Annotated in this window: 13 protein-coding genes; 8 read left to right on the top strand and 5 right to left on the bottom strand. The window is 54.2% G+C overall.

The genetic code is table 11. The features are described 5' to 3' along the window. Nucleotides 1-2 precede the first annotated feature (2 nt). From LY264_RS20645 to folA, 8 genes are all read left to right on the top strand, one after another. Nucleotides 3-944: an electron transfer flavoprotein subunit alpha/FixB family protein gene (locus LY264_RS20645; RefSeq protein WP_048227112.1), complete on the top strand. Its 942-nt coding sequence runs from the start codon at nucleotides 3-5 to the stop codon at nucleotides 942-944. Between the two features lie 48 nt (nucleotides 945-992). Next, nucleotides 993-2279, top strand: coding sequence for an FAD-dependent oxidoreductase (locus tag LY264_RS20640; protein ID WP_048227111.1), 1287 nt, complete (start codon nucleotides 993-995; stop codon nucleotides 2277-2279). Further along, nucleotides 2276-2563: a ferredoxin-like protein FixX gene (fixX, locus tag LY264_RS20635; RefSeq protein WP_000203736.1), complete on the top strand. Its 288-nt coding sequence runs from the start codon at nucleotides 2276-2278 to the stop codon at nucleotides 2561-2563. The genes LY264_RS20640 and fixX overlap by 4 nt, the downstream gene beginning before the upstream one ends. A gap of 147 nt (nucleotides 2564-2710) precedes the next feature. Continuing rightward, nucleotides 2711-4054, top strand: coding sequence for an MFS transporter (locus LY264_RS20630; RefSeq protein WP_020996234.1), 1344 nt, complete (start codon nucleotides 2711-2713; stop codon nucleotides 4052-4054). Nucleotides 4055-4145: 91 nt separating this feature from the next. After that, nucleotides 4146-4379, top strand: coding sequence for a YgdI/YgdR family lipoprotein (locus LY264_RS20625; RefSeq protein WP_003018880.1), 234 nt, complete (start codon nucleotides 4146-4148; stop codon nucleotides 4377-4379). A gap of 103 nt (nucleotides 4380-4482) precedes the next feature. Then, complete coding sequence (gene kefF, locus LY264_RS20620; RefSeq protein WP_003829618.1) at nucleotides 4483-5013, top strand: glutathione-regulated potassium-efflux system oxidoreductase KefF; 531 nt, start codon at nucleotides 4483-4485, stop codon at nucleotides 5011-5013. Continuing rightward, nucleotides 5006-6868, top strand: a complete 1863-nt coding sequence (gene kefC, locus LY264_RS20615) for a glutathione-regulated potassium-efflux system protein KefC (protein WP_003829616.1) — start codon at nucleotides 5006-5008, stop codon at nucleotides 6866-6868. The genes kefF and kefC overlap by 8 nt, the downstream gene beginning before the upstream one ends. A gap of 198 nt (nucleotides 6869-7066) precedes the next feature. Beyond that, complete coding sequence (folA, locus tag LY264_RS20610; RefSeq protein WP_003018873.1) at nucleotides 7067-7546, top strand: type 3 dihydrofolate reductase; 480 nt, start codon at nucleotides 7067-7069, stop codon at nucleotides 7544-7546. A gap of 90 nt (nucleotides 7547-7636) precedes the next feature. On the opposite strand, the gene apaH is transcribed toward folA, so the two are convergent. Genes apaH through surA form a run of 5 tightly spaced genes read right to left on the bottom strand, consistent with a single transcriptional unit; the run spans nucleotide 7637 to nucleotide 11968 of the window. Further along, nucleotides 7637-8485 carry a bis(5'-nucleosyl)-tetraphosphatase (symmetrical) ApaH gene (gene apaH, locus LY264_RS20605; RefSeq protein ID WP_048227110.1) on the bottom strand — a complete coding sequence of 283 codons (849 nt, stop codon included), beginning with the start codon at nucleotides 8483-8485 and terminating at the stop codon, nucleotides 7637-7639. A 10-nt stretch (nucleotides 8486-8495) separates the two neighbouring features. Next, nucleotides 8496-8873, bottom strand: coding sequence for a Co2+/Mg2+ efflux protein ApaG (apaG, locus tag LY264_RS20600; protein ID WP_048227109.1), 378 nt, complete (start codon nucleotides 8871-8873; stop codon nucleotides 8496-8498). Nucleotides 8874-8875: 2 nt separating this feature from the next. Continuing rightward, a complete protein-coding gene (gene rsmA / locus LY264_RS20595; RefSeq protein WP_003829609.1) occupies nucleotides 8876-9697 on the bottom strand; it encodes a 16S rRNA (adenine(1518)-N(6)/adenine(1519)-N(6))-dimethyltransferase RsmA in 822 nt (273 codons plus the stop codon). Continuing rightward, nucleotides 9690-10682 carry a 4-hydroxythreonine-4-phosphate dehydrogenase PdxA gene (gene pdxA, locus LY264_RS20590; protein ID WP_048227108.1) on the bottom strand — a complete coding sequence of 331 codons (993 nt, stop codon included), beginning with the start codon at nucleotides 10680-10682 and terminating at the stop codon, nucleotides 9690-9692. Before pdxA ends, rsmA begins: the two co-directional genes overlap by 8 nt. After that, entirely contained in the window at nucleotides 10682-11968 is a 1287-nt protein-coding gene (surA, locus tag LY264_RS20585; RefSeq protein WP_003829603.1) for a peptidylprolyl isomerase SurA, read from the bottom strand. Before surA ends, pdxA begins: the two co-directional genes overlap by 1 nt. Nucleotides 11969-11979: the final 11 nt, after the last annotated feature.

The following is an 11979-nucleotide window of genomic DNA, read 5'->3' as shown; positions in this document are numbered from 1 at the left end:
TTATGAACAAATTTTCCAGTGTCTGGGTATTCAGCGATACCCCTTCTCGTCTGCCGGAATTGATGAATGGTGCGCAGGCTTTAGGTGAAAACGTTAACACGTTTGTGCTCAGCGATGAGGACAGCGCGGCGGCATGCCATTTAGGCGCAGATCATGTCTGGCTGCTCAGCGGCAAACCAGAAGACCGTATGGTTGAAGACTACGCCGATGCGATGGCCGAAACCATTCGTCAGTACAGCGAGGGCGGCGCGGTGCTGCTGCCGAATACGCGTCGGGGCAAGCTGTTAGCGGCAAAGCTGGGCTTTCGCTTGTCGGCTGCGGTCTCAAACGACGCCAGCGCAGTCGCGGTGCAGGACGGAAAAGCGGCGGTCAAACATATGGTCTACGGCGGCCTGGCGATGGGAGCAGAAACAATCGCTTCACCGTTTGCCGTGATCACTCTCAGCAGCGGAACGTTTGATGCGCAGCAACCGGATACCGCTCACAGCGGCGAGGTGCACACCGTCCAGTGGCAGGCTCCGACTATCGCTGTGACCCGTACGGCAACGCAGGCGCGTCAGAGCAACAGCGTCGATCTCGACAAAGCCCGTCTGGTGGTCAGCGTGGGACGCGGTATTGGTAGCAAAGAAAATATCTCGCTGGCCGAAGCGCTGTGCCAGGCGATTGGCGCTGAGCTGGCCTGTTCACGTCCGGTGGCGGAAAACGAGAAGTGGATGGAGCACGAACGCTACGTCGGTATTTCCAACCTGATGCTCAAGCCAGAACTGTACCTTGCCGTGGGGATCTCCGGGCAGATCCAACATATGGTCGGCGCCAACGGCGCGCAGACGATTTTCGCCATCAACAAAGATAAAAATGCGCCGATCTTCCAGTACGCAGATTTTGGCATCGTTGGCGATGCGCTGAAGATCCTGCCTGCGCTGACGGCTGCTCTGGCGCGTTAAACCATTCGGGCAGGGTGCGAAAGTATCCTGCCACTGACAGGAGTACGTATGTCCGAAGATATCTTTGATGCCATCATCGTGGGTGCAGGTCTGGCCGGTTCGGTTGCGGCGCTGGTGCTGGCTCGGGAAGGTGCACAGGTGCTGGTCATCGAGCGCGGTAATTCTGCTGGCGCGAAGAATGTCACCGGTGGGCGCATGTATGCCCATAGCCTGGAACGCATCATTCCCGGCTTTGCTGAGCAGGCCCCCATTGAACGCATAATCACCCACGAAAAACTCGCCTTTATGACCGACAAAGGGGCGATGACCATCGACTATTGCAATGGTGAAGAGGCCGCATCGTCGCAGGTTTCTTATTCCGTCTTACGCAGCAAATTTGACGCCTGGCTGATGGAGAAGGCCGAGGAGGCGGGAGCCCAGCTTATCACCGGTATTCGGGTGGATAACGTTGTGCAACGCGAAGGCAAAGTCGTGGGTGTGGAAGCCGACGGCGATATTCTGGAAGCCAAAGTGGTGATCCTCGCTGACGGGGTGAATTCTTTGTTGGCAGAAAAACTGGGCATGGCAAAGCGCGTTGAGGCATCGCATGTTGCCGTTGGCGTAAAAGAGCTGATCGAATTGCCAAAATCGGTGATTGAAGATCGTTTCCAGTTACAGGGGAACGAAGGTGCAGCTTGCCTGTTTGCCGGTTCTCCAACCGATGGGTTGATGGGCGGGGGCTTCCTCTATACTAATGAAACAACCCTTTCTCTGGGGCTGGTCTGCGGTCTTCATCATCTGAAAGACGCGAAAAAATCGGTCCCACAAATGCTGGAAGATTTCAAACAGCATCCGGCGGTTGCCCCACTGATCGCCGGTGGCAAGCTGGTGGAATATGCCGCGCACGTCGTACCGGAGGCCGGTATGAATATGCAGCCTGAACTGGTGGGTGACGGTGTGCTGATTGCAGGTGATGCTGCCGGAATGTGTATGAACCTCGGCTTTACCATCCGCGGTATGGATCTCGCCATATCTGCAGGCGAAGCGGCGGCGAAAACGGTGCTTTCCGCAATGAAGCGCGACGACTTCAGCAAACAGTCGCTGGGCGAATACCGTCAGCATCTCGATGATGGTCCAATGCGCGATATGCGCATGTATCAGAAGCTTCCCGCTTTCCTTGATAACCCACGCATGTTTACCGCCTATCCCGAAATGGCGGTCAGCATCGCGCGCGACCTGTTCACCGTAGATGGCTCTGCTCCGGTGCCAATGCGCAAAAAAATCCTGCGTCATGCGAAGAAAGTGGGCTTCATCAACCTGATGAAAGATGGCCTGAAAGGAGTGACCGTATTATGACATCTCCCGTCAATGTGGACGTCAAACTGGGCGTCAATAAGTTCAATGTGGATGAAGACAGCCCGCACATCATTCTCAAAACCGATCCTGATAAACAGGCGCTGGAAGTACTGATTAAGGCTTGTCCAGCCGGACTGTATAAAAAGCAGGACGACGGCAGCGTCCGTTTTGATTACGCCGGATGCCTGGAGTGCGGAACGTGCCGCATTCTCGGACTTGATACAGCGCTGGAAAAGTGGGAATACCCGCGCGGGACATTTGGCGTGGAGTTTCGCTACGGCTAATAAGTACGAAGTTGTGCACCCGTAGGTCGGATAAGACGTGGTAGCGTTGCCATCCGGCAATCATGTGGCGCCAATGCCGGATGGCGGCCTAAACGCCTTATCCGGCCTACAGATGACGCTTTGCCCGTGTTGAAACAGGAAGTCGCTATGCAGCAGCCCAGGAACTTTGATGACATCAAATTTACCTCTATTCACCGCCGGATAATGCTGTGGGGAAGCGGTGGGCCATTTCTGGATGGTTATGTGCTGGTGATGATTGGCGTGGCGCTGGAACAGCTCACGCCAGCATTGAAACTGGACGCACAGTGGATCGGTCTGCTGGGGGCCGGCACGCTCGCCGGTCTGTTTGTGGGGACGTCGCTGTTTGGCTACATTTCCGATAAGGTCGGGCGGCGCAAAATGTTCATCATCGATATTATCGCCATTGGCGTGATATCGGCGGCAACCATGTTTGTTTCCTCACCCATTGAGCTGTTGGTAATGCGTGTGCTGATCGGCATTGTGATTGGTGCCGATTATCCAATTGCTACCTCGATGATTACTGAGTTCTCCAATACCCGCCAGCGCGCTTTCTCCATCGGTTTTATCGCCGCGATGTGGTATGTCGGCGCCACCTGTGCCGATCTGGTCGGTTACTGGCTGTATGATGTTGAAGGAGGATGGCGCTGGATGCTGGGCAGCGCGGTGATCCCTTGTATTTTGATCCTGATTGGGCGCTTCGATCTTCCTGAATCGCCGCGCTGGCTGCTGCGTAAAGGTCGGGTGAAAGAGTGTGAAGCGATGATGATCAAACTGTTCGGCGAACCGGTGGTGTTCGACGAAGAGGCGCCGCAGGAGACGCGCTTCCTGCAGCTGTTTAACCGCCGTCATTTCCCGTTTGTCCTGTTTGTCGCCGCTATCTGGACCTGTCAGGTGATCCCGATGTTCGCCATTTATACCTTTGGTCCGCAGATTGTTGGACTGTTGGGGCTTGGTGCCGGGAAAAGCGCGGCGTTGGGCAATGTGGTGATAAGCCTGTGCTTTATGCTGGGGTGCATTCCACCCATGTTCTGGCTTAATAGCGCGGGCCGTCGGCCATTGTTAATTGGCAGCTTTATTATGATGACGCTGGCGCTGGCCGTGCTGGGGTTAATTCCTGATATGGGAGCGTGGCTGGTGGTGCTGGCGTTTGCCGTGTACGCCTTTTTCTCGGGGGGACCGGGAAATCTTCAGTGGCTGTACCCAAATGAACTGTTCCCTACCGACATTCGCGCATCTGCCGTCGGGGTGATTATGTCCTTAAGCCGCATCGGCACCATTGTTTCAACCTGGGCGCTGCCGGTGTTCATTACCAAATACGGGATCAGCAATGTCATGCTGATGGGCGCAGGAATTTCGCTGATTGGCCTGCTGGTGTCCATCGCTTTCGCCCCGGAAACGCGAGGTCTGACGCTGGCGCAAACCAGTCAAATGACGATTCGCAGTAAGCCCGTGACCAGGGCGAGTTATTAGGAGTGTTCTGTATTTTCCCTGCAACTCAGTCAGTTAGCCTACAGTTAACTGGGTATATCACTGAAAACAACTGAAAAGCAGGGAGAACACCATGCAAAAACATATCCTGATCACCTCAATTTTTACCGCAGCAGCACTGTTTACCGTGGCCGGTTGTTCCTCAAACCAGGCGGTTAAAACCACCGATGGCAAAACAATCGTTACTGATGGCAAACCGCAAGTCGATGATGATACTGGCCTGGTGTCGTATAAAAATGCGCAAACGGGTAAGACGGAACAGATTAACCGCGATCAGGTTAAAGATATGAGTGAACTGGATAACTAGTTCAGTTTTCTCCATTCAGCCACTCAATAATATTGACTGTTAGCCTGTGGATTAAGTGACTAAACTCACTGTTATTACAATAATGCAGTGAAACAGGCTAATCATGATCCTCATCATTTATGCGCATCCCTATCCGCAGCATTCGCATGCGAATAAGCGGATGCTTGAACAGGCAAGGACGCTGGAGGGCGTGGAGATCCGCTCGCTCTACCAGCTCTACCCCGACTTCAATATCGATATTGCCGCTGAACAGGATGCGCTGGCACGCGCTGATTTGATCATCTGGCAGCATCCGATGCAGTGGTACAGCACACCTCCATTACTCAAGCTGTGGATGGATAAAGTCCTTTCGCACGGCTGGGCGTATGGTCATGGCGGTACTGCGCTGCACGGTAAACATCTGTTGTGGGCGGTGACGACCGGCGGCGGTGAAAACCACTTCGATATTGGCTCCCATCCCGGATTTGATGTGCTTTCTCAACCCTTACAGGCGACGGCACTTTATTGTGGCCTCAAATGGCTACCGCCGTTTGCGATGCACTGTACGTTTATCTGTGATGATGAAACCCTGCAAGCGCAGGCGCGTCACTACAAACAGCGTCTGATGGAATGGCAGGAGGCACACCATGGATAGCCATACGCTGATACAGGCGCTGATTTATCTCGGATCGGCGGCACTGATTGTCCCCATCGCCGTACGGCTGGGACTCGGGTCGGTACTGGGGTATCTCATCGCCGGGTGCATTATCGGCCCATGGGGCCTGAGGCTGGTGACGGACGCTGAATCCATCCTGCATTTTGCGGAGATCGGTGTGGTGCTGATGCTGTTTGTCATTGGTCTGGAGCTGGATCCGCAACGTTTGTGGAAACTGCGAGCCTCGGTGTTCGGCGGCGGCGCATTGCAAATGGTGGTCTGCGGAGGCCTGATTGGTGTGTTCTGTATGTTCCTCGGCCTGCGCTGGCAGGTAGCGGAGCTGATCGGCATGACGCTGGCGCTTTCCTCAACGGCTATCGCTATGCAGGCGATGAATGAACGCAACCTGATGGTGTCGCAAATGGGCCGCAGCGCGTTTGCCGTGCTGCTGTTCCAGGATATCGCGGCCATTCCACTGGTGGCGATGATTCCGTTACTGGCAGCGAGTGGCGCATCAACAACGCTTGGGGCGTTTGCATTGTCTGCCCTTAAGGTAGCGGGCGCACTGGTGCTGGTGGTGCTGTTAGGTCGTTATGTCACACGTCCTGCCTTGCGTTTTGTCGCCCGTTCGGGCCTGCGGGAAGTGTTCAGTGCCGTTGCGCTGTTCCTCGTGTTTGGCTTCGGTCTGCTGTTGGAAGAGGTTGGATTGTCGATGGCGATGGGGGCATTCCTGGCCGGGGTGCTGCTGGCAAGCTCTGAGTATCGCCACGCGTTGGAAAGCGACATTGAGCCATTTAAAGGACTGCTGCTAGGGCTGTTCTTCATCGGTGTAGGGATGTCTATCGACTTTGGTACGCTGATTGATAATCCCTTGCGCATTATCATTCTACTGGTCGGTTTCCTGGTTATCAAAACCGTCATGCTGTGGTTGATAGCGAAACCGTTGCAGGTGCCGAACAAGCAGCGTCGCTGGTTTGCCGTATTATTAGGGCAGGGCAGTGAGTTTGCCTTTGTGGTGTTTGGCGCGGCGCAAATGGCAAATGTGCTCGATCCTGACTGGGCGAAATCGCTGACGCTGGCGGTGGCGTTGTCGATGGCGGCTACACCGATTTTGCTGGTGATTTTGACGCGTCTGGAAAAATCGGCGACTGAAGAAGAGCGCGAAGCCGATGAAATCGATGAGGAGCAACCGCGGGTGATCATCGCCGGGTTTGGGCGATTTGGCCAGATAACCGGTCGTTTGCTGTTGTCGAGCGGGGTCAAAATGGTGGTTCTTGATCATGACCCGGACCATATCGAAACGCTGCGTAAATTCGGGATGAAGGTTTTCTATGGCGACGCGACCCGGATGGATCTGCTGGAGTCTGCCGGGGCGGCGAAAGCTGAAGTTATTATTAATGCCATTGACGATCCGCAAACCAGCCTGCAATTAACCGAAATGGTGAAAGAGCATTTCCCGCATCTGCAAATTATTGCTCGTGCGCGCGACGTGGATCATTACATCCGCCTGCGCCAGGCGGGCGTGGATATGCCGGAACGTGAAACCTTTGAAGGTGCACTGAAGACCGGACGTCTGGCGCTGGAAGGTCTCGGGCTAGGGCGCTATGAGGCACGTGAGCGGGCTGACGTATTCCGCCGATTCAATACCATGATGGTAGAGGAGATGGTGAAAGGGGAAAATGACGCGACTTCCCGCGCGGCCGTTTATAAACGCACCAGCGCAATGCTGAGTGAAATTATTGCGGAAGATCGTCAGCACTTATCGTTAATTCAACGCCATGGCTGGCAAGGCACGGATGAAGGTAAGCATACGGGCGACGTCGCCGATGAGCCGGAAGTGAAACCGTCAGCATAGGGTAAAAAATGTGATGTTCTGCAAACTTTACTGCTAATTGGCTGTTTTTGAACTACTGTAATGCTGGCGTACCACCTTAAATAGGTCGGTTCGCCAGCAGAACGGAAAATTTTCCTGTTCATCCTCTTTCCGCCAGTCGACGAAAGATTGCGCTTTCCGTATAGTGGCGACAATTTTTTTGTATCCGGGAAATATTCAATGATCAGTCTGATTGCGGCGTTAGCGGTAGATCGCGTCATCGGTATGGAGAACGCCATGCCGTGGAACCTCCCTGCCGATCTCGCCTGGTTTAAACGTAATACCTTAAACAAGCCGGTTGTCATGGGACGCCACACCTGGGAATCCATCGGGCGACCGTTACCTGGGCGTAAAAATATCGTCATCAGCAGTAAGCCTGGCACCGACGATCGCGTGCAGTGGGTGAAGTCTGTGGATGAAGCAATTGCGGCCTGCGGCGATGAACCTGAAATTATGGTAATTGGCGGTGGGCGTGTGTATGAGCAGTTCCTGCCAAAAGCACAGAAACTGTATCTGACGCACATTGATGCGGAAGTGGAAGGGGATACACATTTCCCGGACTACGAACCGGATGACTGGGAATCGGTGTTCAGTGAATTCCACGATGCCGACGCGCAAAACTCTCACAGCTACTGCTTCGAGATTCTGGAACGTCGTTAATACTGTAAGTGCCGGATGGCGGCGAAACGCCTTATCATCCAGCTAATGTAGGCCGGATAAGGTGCGAGCACCGCATCCGGCAAACGACTATCAGGCGTTGACCGCTTCGCCAGGATCCAGATTCAGATGGCGATTTGACGGCTGCACGAAGTACTGTTTGTCTTCCCAGCGCAGACAGGTGAGATCGCCTCCCCAGCAACACCCCGTATCCAGCGCGTAAATACCTTCTGGCGTGCCTTTACCCTCCAGCGATGCCCAGTGCCCGAATGCAATGCTGTATGCTTCACTGACAGGTCCAGGAATGGCAAACCAGGGCTTCAGCGGGGCAGGTGCGTCTTCTGGTGACTCTTTGCTGTACATATCCAACTGACCGTTAGGGAAGCAGTAACGCATGCGGGTAAAGGCGTTGGTAATAAAACGCAGGCGCGCCAGCCCGGTCAGTTCCGGGGTCCAGTTATTGGGCATGTCGCCGTACATCGCATCAAGGAAGAAGGGATACGAGTCGCTCGACAACACGGCTTCAACATCGCGAGCACAGTCTTTTGCCGTCTGCAGGTCCCACTGTGGGGTGATACCGGCATGCGCCATCACCAGCTTCTTCTCTTCATCTACCTGCAACAGCGGTTGACGGCGGAGCCAGTTAAGTAATTCGTCGGCATCCGGTGCTTCGAGCAGCGATGTGACCCTGTCTTTAGGTTTATTACGACTGATACCGGCAAATACGGCCAGCAGGTGTAAATCGTGATTACCCAATACTAACCGCACGCTGTCGCCCAGTGATTTCACGTAGCGCAAAACGTCCAGCGAGCCCGGTCCACGAGCGACCAGATCGCCGGTGAGCCATAGGGTGTCTTTTTCGGAATTAAAGTCTACCTGATGCAGCAAGGCTATCAGTTCATCGTAACAACCGTGAACGTCGCCAATAAGGTATGTCGCCATAGTTATTGTTTTAATGAATGAGTGTTGGAACGGCGAGTCGGAAAACGGGAATATCGATGGTAAAGGCGATGCCTTGTTCATCGATCATTTCGTAATGACCCTGCATGGTGCCCAGCGGTGTTTCAATCACCGCACCGCTGGTGTACTGGTACTCTTCGCCGGGTTCGATGTGGGGCTGGACGCCAACCACGCCTTCACCCTGAACTTCGGTTTCGCGGCCATGACCATTAGTGATCAACCAATAACGCCCCAACAGCTGCACAGGCGCTCGCCCCAAATTGCGGATAGTTACGGTGTAAGCAAAAACGTAACGTTCATTATCAGGTGAGGATTGCGCCTCAATGTAGACGCTTTGTACCTGAATGCACACTCGGGGCGAATTGATCATGTTTAACTCTCCTTCGATGGCGCGTTTTCTGACAGATAGTTAGCCATCCGGCAGTATTGCGCGACAGAGATATTTTCCGCTCGCATCGCCGGATCAATGCCCAGCTCTGTCAGTACTTCAACGCTAAACAGGTTGCCGAGACTGTTACGTACCGTTTTACGGCGCTGATTAAACGCTTCAGTGGTAATACGGCTCAGCACACGAACATCTTTAACCGGGTACGGCATCGTCGTATGAGGGACCAGACGCACAACGGCTGAATCAACTTTAGGCGCTGGCGTAAATGCGGAAGGCGGTACTTCAAGTACCGGGATCACATTGCAGTAATACTGCGCCATGACGCTTAATCGACCATACGCTTTACTGTTTGGCCCTGCAACCAGACGATTCACCACCTCTTTTTGCAACATGAAATGCATGTCGGCAATGGCATCAGTATAGGAAAAAAGATGGAACATGAGCGGCGTGGAGATGTTGTACGGCAGGTTGCCGAATACGCGCAGCGGCTGTCCCATCGTTTGTGCCAGTTCGCCGAAGTTCATGGTCATGGCATCTTGCTGATAAATCGTCAGCTTAGGCCCTAAAAACGGGTGTGTCTGTAGGCGTGCTGCCAGATCGCGGTCGAGTTCAATGACCGTGAGCTTGTCCAGACGTTCGCCTACTGGTTCGGTCAATGCCGCCAGACCTGGGCCGATTTCGACCATAGCCTGACCTTTCTGCGGGTTGATAGCAGAGACAATACTTTCGATCACAAACTGATCGTTGAGGAAGTTCTGCCCGAAACGTTTACGGGCTAAATGGCCCTGATGGACTCGATTATTCATTGGTATTAACAATCATTTTGATGGCGAGATTAAGCGCCGTAATAAAACTGCCGACATCTGCTTGCCCACGACCCGCGAGTTCAAGTGCGGTGCCGTGATCGACGGATGTGCGAATAAAGGGCAGGCCCAGCGTGATATTCACACCGCGACCAAATCCCTGGTATTTTAGCACGGGGAGACCCTGATCGTGGTACATTGCCAGCACGGCATCCGCGTGGTCGAGATATTTGGGCTGAAACAGCGTATCTGCGGGCAGCGGACCGTTTAATTTCATTCCCTGCGCACGCAGTTCATCGAGTACCGGAATGATGGTGTCTATCTCTTCCGTTCCCATATGTCCGCCTTCACCAGCATGCGGGTTTAGACCGCACACCAGAATATGCGGATCGGCAATGCCGAATTTGGTGCGTAAATCATGATGCAAAATGCCGATCACTTCCTGAAGCAGGGCGGGCGTAATGGCGTCGGCAACGGCTCTGAGCGGCAAATGCGTGGTTGCCAGGGCAACGCGCAGCTCTTCGGTCGCCAGCATCATAACAACTTTCTTTGCCTGTGAGCGCTCTTCAAAAAACTCTGTATGTCCGGTAAACGGGACGCCAGCGTCATTGATAACGCCCTTGTGAACCGGGCCGGTAATCAGCGCCGCAAACTCACCGTGCAGACAGCCATCACAGGCGCGAGCCAGCGTATCCACCACGTACTGCCCATTTTCTACCGCCAGTTGACCCGCGACGGCAGGTGCCCGCAGCGCAACCGGGAGCAACGTCAATGTACCTGCTGATTGCGGTCTGGCTGGGGTATCTGGAGAGTAGGGGAGGAGTGAAAGCGGTAAACCGAGCATCGCTGCCCGGTCACTGAGGAGTGCTGCATCCGCACAGACAACGAGTTCTACAGGCCACGCGCGCTGGGCGAGCTGAACCACCAGGTCCGGGCCAATCCCGGCGGGTTCGCCGGGAGTGATAACAACGCGTTGAGCACGAGTCATTAGTTGCTCAGAACTTTAACGTAAGCGCTGGCGCGCTGTTCCTGCATCCAGGTTGCTGCTTCTTCCGAGAATTTACGGTTCATCAGCATACGGTAAGCTCTGTCTTTCTGCGCTGCGTCAGTTTTATCAACGTTACGCGTATCCAGCAGTTCGATCAGATGCCAACCGAAAGAGGAGTGCACCGGGGCGCTCATCTGGCCTTTGTTAAGTTTGGTCAGCGCATCGCGGAAAGCAGGGTCGAAAATATCCGCTGCAGCCCAGCCCAGATCGCCGCCCTGGTTGGCAGAGCCTGGATCCTGAGAAAACTCTTTAGCGGCTGCCGCGAAGGTCGTTTTACCGCTCTTAATGTCTGCCGCGATTTGTTCCAGCTTCAGACGCGCCTGCTGATCGGTCATGATCGGCGACGGCTTAAGCAGAATGTGGCGAGCGTGAACTTCAGTCACGGAGATGCTCTGGCTTTGGCCACGCATATCGTTGACTTTCAGGATGTGGAAGCCGACACCGGAACGAATTGGGCCAATGATATCGCCTTTTTTCGCAGTGCTTAACGCCTGGGCAAAGATACCCGGCAGCTCCTGAATACGTCCCCAGCCCATCTGGCCGCCTTTCAGCGCCTGCTGGTCAGCGGAATAAGTAATAGCCAGTTTGCCGAAATCACTACCGTTACGCGCTTCATCAACAACAGAGCGCGCCTGGCTTTCAGCCGCGTTAACCTGGTCGGACGTTGGGTTTTCCGGTAATGGGATCAGAATGTGGCTCAGGTTCAGCTCGGTGCTGGCATCGTTTTGGTTGCCTACCTGCTGCGCCAGGGCATCCACTTCCTGAGGCAGGATAGTGACGCGACGGCGAACTTCGTTGTTACGCACTTCGGAGATGGTCATCTCTTTGCGGATCTGGCTACGATAGGTTGAATAGCTTAAGCCATCCTGTGCCAGACGGCTGCGCATCTGATCCAGCGTCATGTTGTTCTGCTTGGCGATGTTGGCAATAGCCTGATCCAACTGCTCGTCAGAGATTTTCACCCCCATCTTCTGACCCATTTGCAGGAGGATTTGATCCATGATCAAACGTTCCAGGATCTGATGACGCAGCGTAGCGTCATCCGGTAATTGCTGACCTGCCTGACCTGCATTCAGTTTTACTGACTGCATTAAGCCATCGACGTCGCTTTCCAGAACGACGCCGTTATTGACGACGGCTGCAACTTTATCGACTACCTGTGGGGCAGCGAAACTGGTATTCGCGATCATGGCGATACCGAGAAGCAGCGTTTTCCAGTTCTTCATACTTTTTCCAT

This window comes from Citrobacter portucalensis (assembly GCF_023374935.1).
Lineage (GTDB): Bacteria > Pseudomonadota > Gammaproteobacteria > Enterobacterales > Enterobacteriaceae > Citrobacter > Citrobacter portucalensis.
Note: the sequence above shows the minus strand (reverse complement) of the source record. Positions and strands in the feature narration are given on the sequence as shown.